Below are 19058 nucleotides of genomic sequence, written 5' to 3' on the forward strand. Positions count from 1 at the left end.
CCGCTGCCATGGCAACAGATCAGCACAAGGACCGAAAAACGTTGGATCCGTTTGGGATTCGGCTCGGCGAGGCCGTCGCCCGGTTCGGTCCGGTATGTGTCGGCATCGATCCCCATGCATCGCTGCTGGAGGCGTGGAAGCTGCCCGACACGGTGCAGGGGCTACGCCAGTTCGCCGAGATCACCGTCGAGGCGTTCGGCGGGCACGCCGCACTGGTGAAGCCGCAGAGCGCCTTCTTCGAACGTTTCGGGGCGGCGGGCGTGGAGATGCTGGAGGACGTGCTCGCCGGGTTGCGCGAGGTGGGCACACTCAGCCTGCTGGACGTCAAACGAGGCGACATCGGCTCGACGATGGCGGCATACGCCCAGGCCTACCTGTCGGATTGCTCGCCGCTGCGTGCCGATGCGATCACCGTCAGCCCGTTCCTCGGATTCGGTTCTTTGACACCGGCATTCGACCTCGCCAAGCGAACCGGCCGTGGTGTCTTCGTGCTCGCCATGACCTCCAACCCAGAAGCCGGCCACGTGCAGCACGCCGTCTGGGAGCAGGAAACCGTCAGCGGCGCGATCATCGACGAGGTCGCCGAGGCGAACGCGTTGGCGTCGGCCGGAACCTTCGGCGATGTCGGCATGGTCGTCGGCGCCACCGTCGGCGAGGACATCGCCGACCTCGGTCTCGGTGAGCGGCTGGCCCAGTCACGAGCGCCGCTGCTGGCGCCCGGGGTCGGCGCGCAGGGCGCGACCGTCGGTGACATCGGCCGCGGTTTCGGTGCCGCAGCGCCGCTTGTGCTGCCGGCCACCTCGCGAGCGGTCCTCGAGGCAGGCCCTGACGTCGATGCGCTGCGGAAGGCACTGCAGGCCGTCCAGGAGGAGGCGTCGGCGCTGCGGCCGCCTGCGCCACTGGACTGATCGCCACCTCCCGGAGTGGGCAACCTCACCCGGACGCGCCGTCAGCCGAAACGTAGGCTGAAATCGTTGGATCGGCACGGGGTCCCCGGGCCGTGACGTGAGCGCGCAGCGAAGGAGTTGGCATGATCCTGGTGGGGTATGACGGATCGCCGCAATCGGCGGAAGCGGTGCGATGGGCGGCCCGGGCAGCGGACTTACGATCGGAGGCGTTGCGGGTGCTCTCGGCAGTGCCGCTACCGGTGGTGCCCGGCATCGAGTACCTGCCGACGACCTCCGTCGACGACTTCTCGCGCGCGGCTGAAGTACTCGCCCAGGAAGGGCTGGAGTTGGCCCGCGCGGAGGGATCCGCAGATGCGGACGCGCAGGGTCTGAGCGCCAACCCCGCGCACGCGCTCGTCGAGGCGTCGGACCACGCATCTCTGGTCGTCGTCGGGCATCGCGGTCACCACGAGTTGATCGAGACGCTGCTCGGATCAGTCGGATTCGCGGTCGCGGCCCACGCGTCGTGTCCTGTAGTCGTCGTGCGCGGGGAGTTCGCCACTCCCGCACGCCGCATCGTGGTCGCCGTCGACGGGTCCGAATCCTCCCTGAAGGCAGTTGATTTCGCTGCAGACGCAGCTCATGGCGCGGGCGCGACGGTGGAGGTGGTGAGTGTGTGGGGTGATCCGGTGCTGGCCGCCGGGCTGCCGGTGTGGGACGACCCCGACGAGGTACAGCGCGCGGTCACCGACGATCTGGAGCGGGCGCGGACGGCCGCGCTCGAGCGGCACGCCGGGCTCACCGTGACCACTGAAGTTGCGCGTGGTCAGGCTGCTCCGGAGATCGCCCGGCTGGCCGACGGGGCGGACCTGCTCGTCGTCGGCAGCAGGGGGCGCGGCGGGTTCGCGTCGTTGCTGCTGGGCTCTGTCAGTCGGCGGCTGGTCTCCTCCGCTTCGTGCCCGGTGGCCGTGATCCGCTGAACGGGCGGTCGCGCAGGGCCGGCTCAACCGCCGAGGTGCTTCAGTGCCTCCCGCCGCGACAGCGGACTGAGTGATCCGCCATGCGCGGTGACGAATCCACGCACCCACTCCGGCCGGACCTTGGCGTACTCCCGCAACGCCCACCCGATCGCCTTGCGGATGAAGAACTCCCGGTCCGACAGGTTGGCCTCGATCACCTCGCCGAGCAGTACGGGATCCAGCCGGTCCTTGCGTCCCAGCTGGCTGATGATCGCCAGCCGCCGTAACCACATGTCGTTCTCGACGCTCCAGCGACGCACCGCGACCGCCGTCTCGACCGGATGGATGTCGTGCAGATCCGCGATCCGGTGTGCGGTCTCGTCGACGAGATCCCACCACGCGCCGGCGCTGGCGAAGTGCTGGTGCAGCGGGAGCAACTCCAGCTTCCCGCGCGCCGGTGGCAACGCCAGCAGCGCCAGGGCGGCATACCGCTCCTCGCGGTGGGTCGCGTGGTCGAACAGCTCCCGTGCGGCGGCCGCGAGCGTTTCGATGCCGGGACCGGTGTCGGAGACGCCGGCGTCCCGGACGGCCGCGCGGACGATCGTCCGGACCTGTGGAAGGCGGACGCCATACAGCGGCAGCACCGACTTCACGTAGGCCCGCATCGCCGGCGCGGCATCCGGGTCACCGGCGGTGGCGAGCTCGGCGCGCACCCGCATCACCAACTCATCGGGTTGCTCGCTCATGCCGACCTCCTCGTTCCTCGGGTGTCGGCATTCGCCCTGCGCTCATCGGTCGCTCGCTCACGCGGCACCGTCGTCCGGTTCACCGCTTCAGCGTAGGCACGGGTTCGAGTTCCTCGGCCGCGGCAGCCGCACGGGCCTCCTCCTCGGCGGCCTCGGTGCCCGGGATCTCCTTGCCGCGCAACGAAACACCCTTGGTCTCCAGGACGAACCACAACGCCACCAGGCCGATGACGCAGGCGCCGGACATGTAGTAGGCCGGCCAGAGGTCGTCGCCGCTCCAGCTGATCAGTCGATCGTTGAACACCGGAGCGGTGCCGCCGAAGAGTGAGGTGGCGACGTTGTAGCTCAGCGCGAGTCCGGCGAACCGGACGTGCGCCGGGAAGAACGCGGGGAAGGTCGCCGAGATCGTCGACAGCTGTGGCGCATAGAGCAGCGCGAGCACTGCGAAGGCGACCATCGCGCCCACGGTCCCGGTCGACATCAGCGCGAACATCGGCACCGACAGCACCGCGAGCGAGATCAGCGACGTCGCCCACAGCGGTTTGCGTCCGACCCGATCGGACAGGGCACCCAGGAAGGGCAGCACCGCCATCATCAGGAACTGCCCGATCACCGGGACGATGAGCGCGCCGTTGTCCGACAGCCCGATCGCGTCCTGCAGGTACGTCGGCATGTACGAGATGAGCGTGTAGTTGACGACGTTCAGCGCGAGCACCAGACCGAAGAGCTGGAAGATCTGCGGGGAGTACTTCGCGACGAGATCGCGCAGATTGCGGGCCGGGCTCTCCTGCACCTCGTCCTGCTTCTCCAGGTCGCGGTAGACCGGGGTGTCCTGCATCTTCGAGCGCAGGTAGCTGCCGATCAGCCCCAACGGCCCGGCCACCAGGAACGGCAACCGCCATCCCCAGGTGTCCATCTGGCTGTCGCTGAGCACATTGGTCAACAGCAGCATCAGCAGGGCGCCGAGGTTGAACCCGGCAAGCGTGCCGAACTCCAGGAAACTGCCCCAGAAGCCGCGGCGACGGTCCGGTGCGTACTCGGCCATGAAGGTGGCGGCACCGCCGTACTCCCCGCCGGTGGAGAAGCCTTGGAGCATCCGCAGCAAGTACAGCAGGATCGGCGCCCAGATGCCGATCGTGGCGTATGACGGGATGACCCCGACCAGCACGGTCGAGCCGGCCATCAGCAGGATCGTCGCCGCCAGCACCTTCTTGCGGCCGATGCGGTCGCCCAGCGGCCCCCAGAAGAAGCCGCCGATCGGCCGGATGAGGAAGCTGAGCGCGAAACCCAACAGGGTGAACGCGACGGCGCTGTCCGAGCCGGACGGGAAGAGCGCATTGGATATGTGTGCAACGCCATACGCGTAGATGCCGTAGTCGAACCATTCGACGGCATTGCCGAGTGCGGAGGCACCCACGGCACGGCGGAGGACAGAATTCGGGACAGGTTTCGAGGTCGGGTGAGTGGCACTCACCGAATCATCTCCAGGTCCTGATCGAGGACTTTCGGGCACAAACGGCGTACGACGTTACCCGCCGGTCGGCAGCGGACCAATTCGCCGCCGCCCCGCCGCACGCGATGACGACCCCTCGTTGCCGAACGGCGCTGACACTCGCTAGGTTCGCGGGGTGGGGGTGATGAGCACCTTCGCAGCGACTACTTCACAACTGACGCACGCCAGGAGAAAGACACGTGGCCCTACCGCAATTGACGCCGGAGCAGCGCGCTGAGGCACTCGCCAAGGCGGCGGCCGCGCGGCGAGAACGGGCCGAGATCAAGAACCGCCTGAAATACGCACAGGGTTCGTTGCGCGAGGTCATCGAGGCGGGCAAGGGCAACGAGGTCATCGGCAAGATGAAGGTCTCCGCGTTGCTGGAGTCGCTGCCCGGTGTCGGCCGCGTGCGTGCGCGGCAGATCATGTCCGAGATCGGCATCGCCGAGACCCGCCGGGTCCGTGGCCTGGGAGCCAACCAGGTGCACCGGCTCCTCGAGCACTTCGAGCAGGCGGGGGACTCGTGACGTCCGACCAGGACAGTCAGCAGGAGCGCCCGGCGAACGCTGCCAAGGACTGCGCTCCGCTGGTCGTGCTCGCGGGACCGACCGCGGTCGGCAAGGGCACCGTCTCGGCATACATCCGCGAGCACTACCCGGAGGTGTGGCTGTCGGTGTCGGCGACCACCCGCGCAGCACGCCCGGGTGAGGTCGACGGCAAGCACTACCACTTCATCAGCCAGGAACGCTTCGACCAGATGGTCGCCGACGGCGAGTTCCTCGAGCACGCGATCGTGCACGGACGCGCCAGCTACGGCACCCCCCGGGGGCCGGTCACCGCGGCCGCTCGAGAGGGCAAGCTGCCGCTGCTGGAGATCGACCTGCAGGGCGCTCGCCAGGTGCGTGAGCAACTTCCCGAGGCCTTCTTCGTCTTCCTCGAGCCGCCCAGCTGGGACGAACTCGTCCGCCGCCTGGTCGGCAGAGGCACCGAGGGCCCCGCCGAACGCGAGGTCCGGCTGGCCACGGCGCGGCGCGAACTCGCCGCCAAACCGGAGTTCGACACGACCATCGTGAACGACGATGTGCAGCGGGCGGCCGAGGAACTCGTACACTTGATGCAGCAGCACATCTGCGCGACCTCCTGACCGCGCGCGTGCTGACCCGATACAACCCCAACGAGAAGTGAGATTTTCTTCGTGTCTGGCACCAAGGCTGCCCCCGAGGGCATCACCAACCCGCCGATCGACGACCTGCTGAAGGTTGCCGACTCCAAGTACGCGCTGGTCATCTACTCGGCCAAGCGGGCACGGCAGATCAACGCCTACTACTCCCAGCTGTCCGAGGGTCTGCTGGAGTACGTCGGCCCGCTCGTCGACAGCCAGGTCAACGACAAGCCGCTCTCGGTCTCGCTGCGCGAGATCAATGACGGCCTGTTGTCGATCGAGAAGATCGAGGCCTGAGAAGACCACCGCTTCCATGCGCATCGTCCTCGGCGTCAGCGGAGGCATCGCCGCCTACAAGGCGTGCCTGCTGCTGCGCCGGTTCACCGAAGCAGGTCACGACGTCACGGTGATCCCGACCGCCGCCGCGCTGCGGTTCGTCGGCGCCCCGACATGGGCCGCGCTGTCCGGCAAGCCGGTCGCCGATGACGTGTGGACGCGCGTCGAGGACGTCCCGCACGTGCGCATCGGCAAGAGCGCCGACCTGGTGGTCGTCGCACCGGCCACCACGGACCTGATCGCCAAAGCCGCTCAGGGGCTCGCCGACGATCTGCTGACCAACACCCTGCTGACGGCCCGGTGCCCGGTCGTCTTCGCCCCGGCGATGCACACCGAGATGTGGCAGCACCCGGCCACCGTCGCCAACGTCGCGACGTTGCGCGAGCGTGGCGTGCACGTCATGGATCCCGACTCCGGCCGACTCACCGGAGCCGACACCGGTCCCGGCCGGTTGCGCGAGCCGGAGGAAATCGCTTCCTACGCACTGGGATTCGCCCAGGACGCCGCTGGGGACTCGGCCGATGGCCCACTGGCCGGCCGACGCGTCGTCGTCTCCGCCGGAGGCACTCGAGAGCCGATCGACCCCGTGCGGTTCCTCGGCAACCGCTCCAGTGGCAAGCAGGGCTACGCGCTCGCGACCGTCGCCGCCGAGCGGGGCGCCGAGGTCACCCTGGTCAGCGCCAACTCGTCCTTGCCGACACCTTCAGGGGTGGAGCTGGTGCGGGTCGAGACGACACTGCAGCTGCAGCAGGCCGTGACCGCCGCCGGTCAGGACGCCGACGTCATCGTGATGGCCGCCGCGCCCGCCGACTACCGCTCAGCGGCATACACCGATCACAAGATCAAGAAGACGGCTGACGGCGATGACCTGACGCTGCGCCTGGTCGAGAACCCTGACATCGTCAAGGGCCTGGTCGCCGCACGAGGTGAGGCGACACACCCGGTGATCGTCAGCTTCGCCGCCGAGACCGGCGACGCCGGCAGCTCGGTCATGGAACACGCCCGCGCCAAGTTCGCCCGGAAGGGCAGCGACCTGCAGGTCGTCAACGAAGTGGGGCCCGACGTGACCTTCGGTCAGGACCGGGCCGCCATACACATCCTCACGCGCCGCGGCGACGAGACCGAGGTCGGTCCCGCCGACAAGGCGACTCTCGCACGCGCTGTGTGGGATGCCGTCCAAGAGCACCTCGACACCGTTTAGACTCCGGTTGGCCCGCCGGTCGGTGGGCCAGCCAGCAGCCGCTGCACATCGAAGGAGCAACCTGTGGCCCGTCTCTTCACCTCGGAATCGGTTACCGAGGGACATCCCGACAAGATCTGCGACCAGATCAGCGATTCGATCCTGGACGCCATGCTCGCCGACGACCCGAAGTCACGCGTCGCCGTCGAGACGATGGTGACCACAGGTCTGGTGCACGTCGCCGGCGAGGTGACGACCAACAGTTACGTCCCGATCGCGAAACTGGTCCGCGACACCATCAAGGAGATCGGTTACGACTCCTCGCTCAAGGGATTCGACGGCACGTCCTGTGGTGTCTCGATCTCCATCGGGGAGCAGTCGCAGGACATCGCGCAGGGCGTCGACACCGCACACGAGCACCGCGCCGAGGGCGGCACCGACGCAAAGGACAGCCAGGGCGCCGGCGACCAGGGCCTGATGTTCGGCTACGCGTGCTCCGACACCGCAGAGCTGATGCCGCTGCCGATCTTCCTGGCGCACCGCCTGTCCGAGCGACTGACCGGTGTGCGCAAGAGCGGCGAGCTCGCCTACCTGCGCCCCGACGGCAAGACCCAGGTCACCATCGAGTACGACGGTGAGAAGGCCGTCCGTCTCGACACCGTCGTCCTGTCCACCCAGCACGCCGAGAACATCTCGCTGGAGGGCATGCTCGAGCCGGACATCGACACGCTGGTCATCCAGCCGGTGCTGGCCGAGCTGGCGGCGACCGGCAACACCCTGGACACCTCGTCCTACCGCAAGCTGATCAACCCGACCGGCAAGTTCGTCATCGGTGGCCCGATGGGCGACGCCGGCCTGACCGGCCGCAAGATCATCGTCGACACCTACGGCGGCATGGCCCGCCACGGTGGCGGCGCGTTCTCCGGCAAGGACCCCTCGAAGGTCGACCGCTCGGCGGCATACGCCATGCGCTGGGTCGCCAAGAACGTCGTCGCAGCCGGTCTCGCGGACCGCTGCGAGGCGCAGGTCGCCTACGCGATCGGCAAGGCGCAGCCGGTCGGTCTGTATGTCGAGACGTTCGGCACCGAGAAGCAGCCGCTGGAGAAGATCGAGAACGCCATCACCACGGTCTTCGACCTGCGCCCCGCGGCGATCGTCGAAGAGCTCGATCTGCTGCGACCGATCTACAAGCCGACCGCGGCATACGGACACTTCGGCCGGACCAGGGCCGACGGCGTCGACAACCCCTTCACCTGGGAGCGCACGGACAAGGTGGAGGCACTGCTCAGCGCGTTGTGAGCTGGTTTGCTTCAACTCCTCGCACGCGAACAGGAACGCCCGCCGAATCCGTTCGGCGGGCGTTCCTGTTGGCGTGACACCCACAAACGCCGAGAGGACAGGCGATACATCGAGCGGACAGGGGATTCGGGCAGAATTGCCCAGAATCCACTGTCCCCTGGGTAATCCGGTGTCCTCTCGGCGAGGTGGTGCCGGTATGGCGTCGAGGGTGTCCGAGCGATCGCGTATAAACATGACATGCGTTCGTCCGACCGGCCCACCGATCTGCCGGCCGACGGACGGGACACCGACGACGCTCCACGACCGGCGACACCGGAGCAACTGCATCTGCTGCACGCCGCCGCGCCGCGGGTGAAGACCGAGCGCGTGCAGGCCGAGCCCGTCGGTCCCGAGGTGCCGTTGCCCGTGGCGCGGGTGGTGCTCGACGTCGGACTCGCGCACCTGGACCGGCCGTTCGAATACTCCGTGCCGGCCAAGGTCGCCGACGACGCGCAGCCCGGTGTGCGTGTCAAGGTCCGCTTCGCCGGCAAGGACGTGTCGGGCTACGTGGTCGAGCGGGTGCAGGAGCCGGAACACACGGGCAAGTTGACGCCGCTGCGACGGGTGGTGAGCCCCGAGCCGGTGCTGACCCGGCCGGTCCTTGACGCCTGCCGTGCGGTCGCCGATCACTACGCGGGTCCGCTGGCCGATGTGCTGCGGCTCGCGGTGCCGCCCCGGCACGCGGCCGCCGAGAAGGCCCTCGACGCCAGACCGGTGTCCGAGGAGGACCTGCCGGGACCCGGTGCCGCCACCGCCTGGGACTGTTACCCGGCCGGGGAAGCCCTGATGCGCCGGCTCTCCGGTGGCGACGATCCGGCAGCATCCTGGCTGGCGGCGCCCACGGTCGAGACCGACCGGGACTGGCCGGCCGCGCTGGCCCAGGCGGCCCGGGCGACGCTGCACGGCGGCCGCGGCGCTCTGCTCGTGGTTCCTGACCATCGTGACCTCGACCGACTCGACGCTGCACTCACCGCCGAGCTCGGCGAGGGTCGACATGTGCGGCTCACCGCCGAGCAAGGACCGCAGGCCCGCTACACCGCCTGGCTGAAGGTTCTGCGTGGCCACGTGCGCTGCGTCATCGGCACCCGCGCTGCGGCATGGGCACCGGTGCAGGACCTCGGCCTGCTCGCATGCTGGGACGATGGCGACGACCTGCTGGCCGAGCCCCGTGCGCCATACCCACAGACCCGCGAGGTGCTGCGGCTGCGTTCGGTGTGTGAGCACGCTGCTCTGGTGCTCGGCGGGTTCGTGCGATCGGTCCCGGTGCAGGCCTGGCTCGATGCCGGGTTGGTCCGCCCGGTCCAGGCGCGCACGGCACCGAGCTCGGTGCCACGTGTCGTCGTCGCCGGCGACGAGCGTGAGGTGGAGCGGGCCGGGGCCGCAGCGCACGCGCACCTGCCGCCCGTCGCCTGGTCGGCCGCGCACACCGCGCTGGCCGACGGACCGGTGCTCGTCCAGGTGCCGCGCCGTGGCTACCTGCCGACCCTGCGGTGCGGGCAGTGCCGCGAGGTGGCGCGTTGCGAGCACTGCCACGGTCCGCTCGGGCTGACCTCGCCCGACGCTCCGGCACTGTGCCGATGGTGTGGGCGGGCGGCACAGCCCTGGCGCTGCCCGGAATGCTTCAGCACCCGGCTGCACGCCGCGGTGGTCGGCGCACGCCGGACCGCCGAAGAGCTCGGCCGCGCGTTCCCCGGTGCCCCGGTGTTGCGTTCCGGATCCGGCGAGGTCGTCAGCAGTATCGGCCCGGAGCCGAGGCTGGTGATCGCCACCCCCGGCGCCGAACCCGTGGCTGAATCCGGTTATGCCGCAACGCTGTTGCTCGATGGATGGGCCTTGCTGGACCGATCCGCACTGGACGCAGGGGAGGAGACCCTGCGCCGCTGGACCGCTGCTGCGGCCCTGACCCGGCCCGCGTCACTCGGCGGCATGGTTGTCGTGTGCGGAGTCACTTCCGGCGTCACACTGCCGCCGGTCGAGGCCCTCGTGCGATGGGCGCCGGACAGCTTCGCCGAGCGTGAGCTCGCAGCGCGCCGTGAGCTGGACCTGCCGCCCGCATCGTGGATGACGATGCTCACCGGCGAGCCGGCCGACCTGGACGGCTTCGCCTCGGCCGTCCGGCACGCCCTGGACGACTCCGTGCCGCTGGAGCGCATCGGCCCCATGCCGGCGCCGGGCGGCGGTGACGGGCTGCACCTGCTGTTGCGGACCACGCGCTCCCACGGGGCGGCGGCGGCCAAGGCGGTGGCTGCTGCGCGTGCGGTCCGCAGTGCGCGCAAGCTGCCAGGCACGGTGACGGTGCGTGTCGATCCGAGCGGCGCCCTGCTCTAATCACCCCACGAAGTTTTCTCTCCCGCTGCGCTCCTCCGAAATACTTCGCGGGGACCCCGATCTTCTTTCCAGAGTTTCCTTGGAACGTGGACACGAGCTGCCCTCTAACCCCACGGGACGTCCCGACTGTCAGCGCCGTTAGTCTCTGCGTGGTGAGCCAGCAGCAGAGCGTGACCCCCGACGAGCCCGACCTCAACCCCTCACCGGTGGATGCCGTCGTCTTCGACCTCGGCAACGTGCTCATCGACTGGGATCCGCAGCCGGCGATCGCGGCCGGTGTCGGTGAAGACCGCGCCCGCAAGTTCCTGACCGCCGGTGAGTTCGACTTCGGCGCCTGGAACCACGAGCAGGACGCCGGCCGCACCTTCGCCGAGGCGGAGCAGGACGCAGCGACGGCATATCCTCACCTGGCCGACGAGATCCACTCGTACCGCGCTAATTTCGCGAAATCTCTGCGCGGTCAGATCGACGGCACCGTCGCCATACTCAAGCAACTGCATGCTGCCGAGATCCCGCTCATCGCGCTCACCAACTGGTCCGCGGAGACGTTCCCGATCGCGGTCGACAGGTTCGATTTCCTCGATCTGTTCGAGGACATCATCGTGTCGGGCGAGGAGGGCGTGGCCAAGCCGGACCCGGAGATCTTCGAGGAACTGGCCGATCGCGTGCGGCACCTCGGCAGCCTCGACGACTGCATCTTCATCGACGACAAGCTCGCCAACGTGCAGGCGGCCGTCGAGGCGGGCATGGACGCGATCGCGTTCACCACCCCGGACGAACTGCGCGCCGACCTGCTCGTGCGCGGACTTCCGGTGGAGGCGTAGGAACACGATGTCGATCACCCCCATCCGCCTGTATGGCGACCCCGTCCTGCGGACCCCGGCCGCGCCGGTCACGACGTTCGACAAGGAGCTGCGGACCCTCGTCCAGGACCTGACCGACACCATGCTGGAGGCGCCGGGCGCCGGACTCGCCGCGCCCCAGTTGGGTGTCGGCCTGCGGGTGTTCACCTATTACGTGGACGGACAGCTCGGACATCTGGTCAATCCCGACCTCGACCTGTCCGCCGACATCGAGGTGGACGAGGAGGGCTGCCTGTCGATCCCGGCGTTCTCCTGGCCGACACCGCGATCGCTGTCCGTGGTCGCACGCGGCCTCGACATGTATGGCGAGCCGGTCGAGCTCGAGGGCAGCCACCTGCTGGCCCGATGCATCCAGCACGAGACCGACCATCTGGACGGGATCCTCTTCATCGATCGGCTCGACAAGGAGCAGCGCAAGCTTGCGCTGAAGGAGATCCGGGCCGCTGAATGGGCCGGGATGCCCGGGCCGATCATCCGCGACAGCCCACATGCCAACCCGAGCTACGGAGCCTGAGATGCGCGTTGTCTTCGCCGGTACGCCCGACGTGGCGCTGCCCAGCCTGCGGGCGATCGCGCAGTCCTCGCACGAACTCGTCGGTGTCGTCACCAGGCCGGACGCCCGCGCCGGTCGTGGCAGGTCGCTGCAGCCGTCGCCGGTGAGTCGGCTCGCCGACGACCTCGGTGTCCCGGTGCTCAAACCCCGCTCGGCCAAGGCCCCGGGTTTCGTCGAAGAACTCGCCGCGTTGCAGCCGGACGTCTGCCCGGTGGTCGCTTACGGCTCGCTGGTCCCGCGGCCGGTCCTTGAGGTGCCCCGCTACGGCTGGGTCAACCTGCATTTCTCGTTGCTGCCGGCCTGGCGCGGTGCGGCACCGGTGCAGCACGCGATCCTGCACGGCGACGAGGTGACCGGAGCCACGGCGTTCCTGCTCGAGGAGGGCATGGACACCGGCCCCGTCCTCGGCACCATGACCGAGGCGATCCGCCGGTCCGACACCACCGGTGACCTGCTGGGCAGACTGTCCGATGCCGGCGCCGGACTCCTCGTCGCGGCGCTCGACGGCCTGGCCGATGGTTCGATCACGCCAGTGCCACAGCCCGCCGAGGGCGTGTCGATGGCGCCCAAGATCACCACCGCGGATTGCGAGATCCGTTGGCAGGAGCCAGCATTCGCTATCGACCGGCGAGTTCGGGCGTGCACACCGGACCCCGGTGCGTGGACCACATTCAGGGATGCGCGGCTGAAGGTCGTCGGTCTGACCGGCGACGTCGCCGACGACATACGGCTCGATGCAGGCGAGCTGCTGGCGACCAAACGCGCCGTGTATGCCGGGACGGGCACCACGCCCGTCCGCCTCGACACCGTGCAGCCGCATGGCAAGAAGGCCATGGCAGCGGCAGACTGGGCTCGCGGCGTCCGCGTCGCAGAAGGAGAGACTTTCGCATGATCACCCCACTCCGGGCACTTTGCGGGGCCACCGCATGAACTCCGACCATCCGGGCGGATACCGGGATGACCGCGGTCGTCAGCGACCGGAGTCACGTCGCGCCGGTGCCAAGAACCGCACCGCGACACGTCCGGCCGACCGGCGCCGTGGCGGCGACCCGGCACGCAAGGTCGCGTGGGAGGTCAGCCGCGCGGTCGCGGACGGCGCCTACGCCAACCTCGAATTGCCGAGGGCGCTGCGATCCGCGGACCTGCACGGCCGGGACGCCGCTTTCGCCACCGAGCTGACGTATGGCGCCATCCGGATGCGCGGTCTCTATGACGCCATCATCGAGTTCGCCGCCGGCCGGCCCGTGGGACAGATCGACCCGCCAGTCCTGGACTCGCTGCGGATCGGCGCCCACCAGATCCTCGGCATGCGCGTGCCACCGCACGCGGCGGCGTCGGAGACGGTCGCGCTCGCTCGCGAGGTGAACGGCACGGGCGCCTCGGGGTTCGTCAACGCGGTCCTGCGGCGGGTCACCGAGCGCACCCGTGAGGAGTGGATCCGCGAGGTCACTGCGGGCCGTTCCACCGACGAGGCGCTCGCCGTGGAGCACTCGCACCCGACCTGGATCGTCCGTGCGCTGCGTGGTGCGCTGCGTGCGGACGGCATCTCCGACGACGCGGATCTGGACGTGGCACTGGTGTCACTGCTGGAGGCCGACAACGCGGCTCCTGCGGTCTCACTGGTTGCTCGCCCCGGCCTCGCGACCGTGCAGGAGTTGGTCGACGCGGGGGCCGAGCCATCGAAGCTGTCGCCGGTGGGCGCCGTTCTGCCCAGCGGTGACCCGGCCGAGATCGCCGCCGTCCGGCAGACCCGCGCCGCGGTGCAGGACGAAGGCTCGCAACTGGTCGCCCTCGCGCTCGCGGCGGCTCCACGACGTGCCGAAGGACCGCAGGACTGGCTCGACCTGTGCGCCGGCCCCGGCGGGAAAGCCGCTCTGCTGGCTGCGCTTTCGACCGAGCAGCCCGACACGACAGTGTTCGTCAACGAGATCAGCGAGCACCGCACTGAGCTGGTGCGCCGCACGTTGCGCGCGGCCATCGATGCCGGCATCGAAGTGATGATCGGCACCGGGGACGGGCGTGACCTCGGTGCGGAGGAGCCGGACACCTACGAGCGCGTGCTCGTCGACGCGCCGTGCACCGGGCTGGGCGCCTTGCGGCGACGGCCGGAAGCACGCTGGCGGCGCAGCCCCGGTGACGTGACCGACCTGACCGCCATACAGGCTGAGTTGTTGCGGTCCGCGCTGGACGCGACGGTCGACGGTGGTGTGGTCGCTTATGTCACCTGCAGCCCACATGTCGCCGAGACGACTGCGGTCGTCCACGAGGTAGTCCACGGCCGGCAGGACGTCGTCGTCGAGGATGCTCGGCCGCTGTTCCGCGACGCGGCAGGGGAGCAGCTCCAGCAGCTCGGCGACCACCCGACGGTGCAACTGTGGCCGCACGTGCACGGCACGGACGCGATGTTCTTCGCGCTGTTGCGCAAGTCGGCATCGCCCGAAAGCTGAAGAACGACAACCTGATCCGCCTGAACACCACAACTGGAGGACGCGTGCAAATCGCACCCAGTATCCTGTCGGCCGACTTCGCCAACCTCGAGCGGGACCTGAAGCGCATCGCGGGCGCGGACTCGGCGCACGTCGACGTCATGGACTACCACTTCGTGCCCAACCTGACGATCGGCCTACCGGTCGTCGAGGCGCTGCACCGGGTGAGCCCGATCCCACTGGACTGCCACCTGATGATCGACGACCCCGATCGCTGGGCGCCGGCCTACGCCGAAGCGGGCGCCGACAGCGTCACCTTCCACATCGAGGCCGCCGGCCACCCCGAGGATCTGGTCAAGGACCTGCACGCCGCAGGTGCGAAGGCCTGTATGGCGCTGAAGCCCGGCACGGCGTTCGCGCCCTACGAGGAACTGCTCGAGGTCGTCGACATGGTGCTGGTGATGACGGTCGAGCCGGGCTTCGGTGGGCAGAGCTTCATGGCGGACCAGCTGCCGAAGGTGCGCGAGGTCCGTGAGGCGATCCGCCGCCGCGGGGGAGAGATCCGCATCCAGGTCGACGGCGGTGTCTCGGCAGCGACCATCGAGCAGTGTGCCGAGGCCGGCGCCGACGTATTCGTCGCAGGCTCAGCGGTTTACGGCGCCGAGGACGCTGCTGCGGCGATCGACCAGCTGCGTGAGTTGGCGTCCGCCTGCGTCGGCCACGGCTGATCTCGTCAGCCGGACGTCCCGTCCACAGGGGTTGACGGGGCGTGTAATACTGATGTTGAACGTGCTCCGGGGTCGGTGAAATTCCGAGCCGGCGGTGATAGTCCGCGACCCGGTTGCCAGTGGCAACCGGTTGACCTGGTGGAACTCCAGGACCGACGGTTAAAGTCCGGATGGGAGGCAGCACGAGGGATGCGTCAATGGCGCTCCCTGCGGAGACGCATTCGCCGATGAGGCGAGTCGCGTGACCGCTCGTCACCCCCGGAGCCGGTGAGACCGGACCGGGAAGGAGTGACGAGGCGATGTCGTCCCAGTTGTCGACCCATGCTGACACCCCCGCCTTCGAGCAGCGGATGCGTGCTGCGCTCGAGCTGGCCGCACGTCGCCCCGCCGTCGACCCGAACCCCCGCGTGGGCTGTGTGCTGGAGCGTGACGGCGCGGTCGTCGGGCGCGGCTGGCATGCCGGTGCCGGCACACCGCACGCCGAGGTGTCCGCGCTGGCCGATGCCGGTGAGTTGGCCCGCGGCGCAACGGCATACGTCTCCCTGGAGCCCTGTGCGCACACCGGGCGCACCGGACCGTGCATCGACGCCCTGACCGAGGCGGGCGTGCGGCGAGTGGTCTTCGGGCAACACGACCCCAACCCCGTCGCGCAGGGCGGGGGCGAGGTGCTGCGGTCCCGCGGGCTCGAGGTGGTCGGCGCTGTGCTGGCCGATGAGGCCCGGGCGCTCAACGAGCACTGGACCTTCGCCGTGTCCCACGAACGCCCCTGGGTCCGCTGGAAATTCGCCGCGACGCTCGACGGTCGCTCCGCGGCAGCGGACGGCAGCAGCCAGTGGATCAGCAACGCGCTGTCCCGTGTCGACGTCCACGAGCAGCGACGACTGGCCGGCGCGATCATCGCCGGCACCGGGACCGCGTTGGCCGACGACCCGCACCTCACCGCGCGGTCCAGCACCGGGGGAGTCGCCGGTCCGCAGCCGTTACGTGTCGTGGTGGGCGATCGCGAACTGCCGGCGGACGCCCGCGTCCTGGACGACGCAGCCGCAACTATCCAAGTGCACACCCATGACCCTGCGGTCGTCCTCAAGGAGTTGCACGCCCGCGGCGTTCGCTCCGCCCTGCTGGAGGGCGGCCCGACGCTCGGTGCCGCGTTCTGCGCTGCGGGACTGGTCGACGAGGTCATCGCGTATGTCGCACCACTCATGCTCGGAGCGGGCCGCTCAGCGGTCGGCCCACTGGGCGTCGGGACGCTGTCCGACGCCACAGCTTGGACCCTCTACGACGTCACGCGGTTCGGCGATGACGTCCGACTCATCTATCGGAGGAAGTGACGTGTTCACTGGCATCATCGAGGAGCTTGGACGAGTGGAAGAGCTCGTCCGGCAAGGAGATTCGGCACGGTTGGCGATCGCGGCGACGGAGGTCGTGGCGGACGTGCAGCACGGTGCGTCGATCGCCGTCAACGGCGTCTGCCTCACCGTCGTCGAGCACGCACCGACCGGCTTCACGGTCGATGTGATGGCCGAGTCGCTCGACCGCAGCAGTCTGGGAGCGCTGCAGCCCGGCAGCGCCGTCAATCTCGAACGCGCCGTCCGCGCGGACGGCAGGCTCGACGGGCACATCGTGCAGGGACACGTCGACGGTGTCGTGGAGTTGCTGCGCCGCTCCGAGCACGAGCACTGGACCGAGGTGACCTTCGGATTGCCGTCGGCCCTGGCGCCATACATCGTCGAGAAGGGGTCGGTGGCGCTGGACGGCGTGTCCCTGACCGTCGCTTCCGTCGGCGACGATGAATTCTCGGTGTGCCTGATCCCGACCACGCTGTCGCTGACGACGCTCGGTGCGCGTCAGCCGGGTGACCCGGTGAATGTCGAAGTGGACGTGCTGGCCAAGTACGTCGAGCGCATGATCGGTCTGCGGGTGACCGCATGAACTTCTTCGAGCGCCTCTACGACGCGTCGATCACGATCGGCGGACACGGGATCACTTGGCGCGAGATCATCGGCAACCTCTTCGGGCTGGCGTCCGCGATCGGTGGCATGCGGCGCCGCGTGTGGGCGTGGCCGGTCGGCATCATCGGCAACGCGTTGCTGTTCACTGTGTTCTTCGCGCTGGGCTTCACCGCGCACGGCGGCCAGGTGATGTTCGGCCAGGCCGGCCGCCAGGTGTTCTTCATCCTCACCTCGATCTACGGCTGGTGGGTCTGGCAGGGCAACAAGGCCGGCCGGCGGCGTGACGCTCCGGCGGTGCAACCGCACTGGGCGAGCATGAAACAACGGCTGGCACTCGGCGGATTCTGGGTCGTCGCAGTCATTTTCGTCCAGTGGGTCACCAGGATGATCGGTGTCGGCTGGACGCCCCCGAGCTGGTACTACTGGGCCGACGCGTGGATCTTCGTCGGCTCGATCGTGGCGACGTTCGCGATGGCGCGCGGCTGGAACGAGTTCTGGCTGGCGTGGATCGCGGTGGACCTGGTCGGCGTGCCCGAGCTGCTGCACTTCGAGTACTACCCCTCGGCAGTGCTCTACGCGATCTACGCGGCATTCGTGATCTGGGGCTTCGTCGTCTGGTTGCGGGTCAGCCGCAACTCGGCTCGCGGAGCTGATCGAAGTGAGGAGTTGGTGACGTCATGATCGCCACCGTCGAGGCCGCACTGGCCGAAATCGCAGCGGGCCGACCGGTTCTCGTGGCTGACGACGCGGATCGCGAGAACGAGGTGGACCTCGTCATGGCGGCCGAGCACGCCGACCAGCGCTGGATCGGCTGGGCGGTCCGGCACGGTTCCGGCGTCATCTGCGCGCCGATGCCCGATCAGGTCGCCGACCGACTCGCGCTGCCGCAGATGGTCCGGGACAACCAGGACCCGAAGGGCACGGCATACACCGTGTCGGTGGACGCCGCAGGGCTGACGACCGGCATCAGCGCCGCCGAACGCGCGACGACGCTACGGCTGCTCGCGGACCCGGGCGCGGTCGCCGAGACCTTCACGCGACCCGGTCACGTCTTTCCGCTGCGGGCCCGGTTCCGCGGTGTGCTGGAGCGTGCCGGACACACCGAGGCCGCAGTGGACCTGGCCCGGTTGGCCGGGTGTGCGCCGGTCGGCGCAATCGTGGAGCTGGTCCACGACGACGGCTCGATGATGCGGCTCGCCGACGCCGAGGAGCTTGCCGAGCGGGAGGGCCTGGTCGTGATCACGATCGAGGACCTCGCCACCTGGCGCACCCTGCACGATCGGGTGGAGTGCCGCGCGCGGACGAGCCTGCCGACGGTGCACGGCACCTTCGAGATGACCGGGTATGCCGACCTGCTCACCGGCGCCGAACACGTCGCGCTGGTCTCGCCGCTCGGCATACCCGACGAATCACCGCTCGTGCGAGTGCATTCCGAATGCCTCACCGGTGACGCGTTCGGGTCGACGCGGTGCGATTGCGGCCCGCAGCTGGCCGAGTCCATGCGCCGGGTCTCGGCCGAGGGCGGCGTGGTCATCTACCTGCGCGGCCACGAGGGTCGTGGCGTCGGACTGCTGGACAAGCTGCGTGCCTACGCCCTGCAGGACGAGGGTCTGGACACCGTCGACGCACAGACCGCGCTCGGGCTACCGGTCGACGACCGCGAGTTCGGCGCCGCGGGATCGATCCTGCGCGACCTCGGCATCAGCGCGATGCGGCTGCTCACGAACAACCCCGAGAAGGAGAAGCAGTTGAGGTCTTTGGGTCTGACCGTCGACCGGTTGCCACTGGTGACCGGCCGCACCATCAACAACAGTCGCTATCTCGACACCAAACGCGACCGCCTCGGTCACCAGATCGGAGAGACGGCGTGACCGAGCGCAGCGGCGGAACAATGACTCAGGCTCGTGACGGCATCCGAGGAACGAGGAGGGCGCAATGAGCGAGCGCAGCGAGGGAACAATGACTCAGGCTCATGGCGGCATCCGAGGTACGAGGAGGGTGCAATGAGCGAGCGCAGCGAGGGAACAATGACTCAGGCTCATGGCAGCATCCGAGGGATTGTCCGAGGAACGAGGAGGGCGCAATGAGCGAGCGCAGCGAGGGAACAA

19 protein-coding genes and 1 riboswitch are annotated in these 19058 nt (G+C 69.1%); of the genes, 17 read left to right on the top strand and 2 right to left on the bottom strand.

Features of this window, described 5'->3' with window-relative positions; all coding sequences use genetic code 11:
- Positions 1-8: 8 nt before the first annotated feature.
- Together pyrF and IEX71_RS12260 are read left to right on the top strand one after the other, a co-directional pair.
- Complete coding sequence (gene pyrF / locus IEX71_RS12255; protein ID WP_188837335.1) at positions 9-908, top strand: orotidine-5'-phosphate decarboxylase; 900 nt, start codon at positions 9-11, stop codon at positions 906-908.
- A 122-nt stretch (positions 909-1030) separates the two neighbouring features.
- On the top strand, positions 1031-1867 hold the full coding sequence (locus tag IEX71_RS12260) for a universal stress protein (RefSeq protein WP_188837336.1): 837 nt from the start codon (positions 1031-1033) through the stop codon (positions 1865-1867).
- Positions 1868-1890: 23 nt separating this feature from the next.
- Here the strand turns inward: IEX71_RS12260 and IEX71_RS12265 are convergent, their stop codons facing one another.
- Complete coding sequence (locus IEX71_RS12265) at positions 1891-2592, bottom strand: DNA alkylation repair protein (RefSeq protein WP_188837337.1); 702 nt, start codon at positions 2590-2592, stop codon at positions 1891-1893.
- A 79-nt stretch (positions 2593-2671) separates the two neighbouring features.
- A complete protein-coding gene (locus IEX71_RS12270; RefSeq protein WP_229749689.1) occupies positions 2672-4009 on the bottom strand; it encodes an MFS transporter in 1338 nt (445 codons plus the stop codon).
- 275 nt (positions 4010-4284) lie between these two features.
- Here IEX71_RS12270 and mihF point away from each other — a divergent pair, with 275 nt between their 5' ends.
- The 15 genes from mihF to ribA all read left to right on the top strand — a co-directional run bounded on the left by mihF (position 4285) and on the right by ribA (position 18821).
- Positions 4285-4611 (top strand): integration host factor, actinobacterial type, encoded by a 327-nt coding sequence (mihF, locus tag IEX71_RS12275; RefSeq protein WP_188837339.1) that lies wholly within the window; start codon positions 4285-4287, stop codon positions 4609-4611.
- Positions 4608-5228 carry a guanylate kinase gene (gmk, locus tag IEX71_RS12280; protein WP_188837340.1) on the top strand — a complete coding sequence of 207 codons (621 nt, stop codon included), beginning with the start codon at positions 4608-4610 and terminating at the stop codon, positions 5226-5228. The genes mihF and gmk overlap by 4 nt, the downstream gene beginning before the upstream one ends.
- A gap of 51 nt (positions 5229-5279) precedes the next feature.
- Positions 5280-5543 (top strand): DNA-directed RNA polymerase subunit omega, encoded by a 264-nt coding sequence (gene rpoZ / locus IEX71_RS12285; RefSeq protein WP_188837341.1) that lies wholly within the window; start codon positions 5280-5282, stop codon positions 5541-5543.
- 16 nt (positions 5544-5559) lie between these two features.
- Entirely contained in the window at positions 5560-6783 is a 1224-nt protein-coding gene (gene coaBC / locus IEX71_RS12290; RefSeq protein ID WP_188837342.1) for a bifunctional phosphopantothenoylcysteine decarboxylase/phosphopantothenate--cysteine ligase CoaBC, read from the top strand.
- Positions 6784-6846: 63 nt separating this feature from the next.
- Positions 6847-8061, top strand: a complete 1215-nt coding sequence (gene metK / locus IEX71_RS12295) for a methionine adenosyltransferase (RefSeq protein WP_188837343.1) — start codon at positions 6847-6849, stop codon at positions 8059-8061.
- Between the two features lie 237 nt (positions 8062-8298).
- A complete protein-coding gene (locus tag IEX71_RS12300) occupies positions 8299-10428 on the top strand; it encodes a primosomal protein N' (RefSeq protein WP_188837344.1) in 2130 nt (709 codons plus the stop codon).
- A 152-nt stretch (positions 10429-10580) separates the two neighbouring features.
- Positions 10581-11252: an HAD family hydrolase gene (locus IEX71_RS12305; RefSeq protein WP_229749690.1), complete on the top strand. Its 672-nt coding sequence runs from the start codon at positions 10581-10583 to the stop codon at positions 11250-11252.
- 7 nt (positions 11253-11259) lie between these two features.
- On the top strand, positions 11260-11805 hold the full coding sequence (gene def, locus IEX71_RS12310) for a peptide deformylase (RefSeq protein ID WP_188837346.1): 546 nt from the start codon (positions 11260-11262) through the stop codon (positions 11803-11805).
- A gap of 1 nt (position 11806) precedes the next feature.
- Positions 11807-12736, top strand: a complete 930-nt coding sequence (gene fmt, locus IEX71_RS12315) for a methionyl-tRNA formyltransferase (protein ID WP_188837347.1) — start codon at positions 11807-11809, stop codon at positions 12734-12736.
- Positions 12737-12770: 34 nt separating this feature from the next.
- Entirely contained in the window at positions 12771-14291 is a 1521-nt protein-coding gene (locus IEX71_RS12320) for an RsmB/NOP family class I SAM-dependent RNA methyltransferase (RefSeq protein ID WP_188837348.1), read from the top strand.
- 44 nt (positions 14292-14335) lie between these two features.
- The gene (gene rpe, locus IEX71_RS12325) at positions 14336-14998 is read left to right on the top strand and encodes a ribulose-phosphate 3-epimerase (RefSeq protein ID WP_188837349.1); all 663 of its coding nucleotides are present in this window, start codon (positions 14336-14338) and stop codon (positions 14996-14998) included.
- Positions 14999-15056: 58 nt separating this feature from the next.
- Positions 15057-15185, top strand: a riboswitch (FMN riboswitch).
- 112 nt (positions 15186-15297) lie between these two features.
- Positions 15298-16329 carry a bifunctional diaminohydroxyphosphoribosylaminopyrimidine deaminase/5-amino-6-(5-phosphoribosylamino)uracil reductase RibD gene (gene ribD, locus IEX71_RS12330; RefSeq protein WP_229749691.1) on the top strand — a complete coding sequence of 344 codons (1032 nt, stop codon included), beginning with the start codon at positions 15298-15300 and terminating at the stop codon, positions 16327-16329.
- Between the two features lies 1 nt (position 16330).
- Entirely contained in the window at positions 16331-16930 is a 600-nt protein-coding gene (locus tag IEX71_RS12335) for a riboflavin synthase (protein WP_188837350.1), read from the top strand.
- Positions 16927-17631: a nicotinamide mononucleotide transporter family protein gene (locus IEX71_RS12340; protein WP_188837351.1), complete on the top strand. Its 705-nt coding sequence runs from the start codon at positions 16927-16929 to the stop codon at positions 17629-17631. The genes IEX71_RS12335 and IEX71_RS12340 overlap by 4 nt, the downstream gene beginning before the upstream one ends.
- Positions 17628-18821, top strand: a complete 1194-nt coding sequence (gene ribA, locus IEX71_RS12345; RefSeq protein ID WP_188837352.1) for a GTP cyclohydrolase II — start codon at positions 17628-17630, stop codon at positions 18819-18821. The genes IEX71_RS12340 and ribA overlap by 4 nt, the downstream gene beginning before the upstream one ends.
- Positions 18822-19058 lie beyond the last annotated feature (237 nt).

It is taken from the genome of Flexivirga endophytica (assembly GCF_014640635.1).
GTDB classification, from domain to species: domain Bacteria; phylum Actinomycetota; class Actinomycetes; order Actinomycetales; family Dermatophilaceae; genus Flexivirga; species Flexivirga endophytica.

Excerpts from the sequence above, each read along its gene's own strand:
- pyrF (WP_188837335.1), top strand. The coding sequence starts at position 9 with ATGGCAACAGATCAGCACAAGGACCGAAAAACGTTGGATCCGTTTGGG.
- IEX71_RS12260 (WP_188837336.1), top strand. The coding sequence starts at position 1,031 with ATGATCCTGGTGGGGTATGACGGATCGCCGCAATCGGCGGAAGCGGTG.
- IEX71_RS12265 (WP_188837337.1), bottom strand. The coding sequence starts at position 2,592 with ATGAGCGAGCAACCCGATGAGTTGGTGATGCGGGTGCGCGCCGAGCTC.
- coaBC (WP_188837342.1), top strand. The coding sequence starts at position 5,560 with ATGCGCATCGTCCTCGGCGTCAGCGGAGGCATCGCCGCCTACAAGGCG.
- IEX71_RS12300 (WP_188837344.1), top strand. The coding sequence starts at position 8,299 with ATGCGTTCGTCCGACCGGCCCACCGATCTGCCGGCCGACGGACGGGAC.
- def (WP_188837346.1), top strand. The coding sequence starts at position 11,260 with ATGTCGATCACCCCCATCCGCCTGTATGGCGACCCCGTCCTGCGGACC.
- fmt (WP_188837347.1), top strand. The coding sequence starts at position 11,807 with ATGCGCGTTGTCTTCGCCGGTACGCCCGACGTGGCGCTGCCCAGCCTG.
- IEX71_RS12320 (WP_188837348.1), top strand. The coding sequence starts at position 12,771 with ATGAACTCCGACCATCCGGGCGGATACCGGGATGACCGCGGTCGTCAG.
- ribD (WP_229749691.1), top strand. The coding sequence starts at position 15,298 with ATGTCGTCCCAGTTGTCGACCCATGCTGACACCCCCGCCTTCGAGCAG.
- IEX71_RS12340 (WP_188837351.1), top strand. The coding sequence starts at position 16,927 with ATGAACTTCTTCGAGCGCCTCTACGACGCGTCGATCACGATCGGCGGA.
- ribA (WP_188837352.1), top strand. The coding sequence starts at position 17,628 with ATGATCGCCACCGTCGAGGCCGCACTGGCCGAAATCGCAGCGGGCCGA.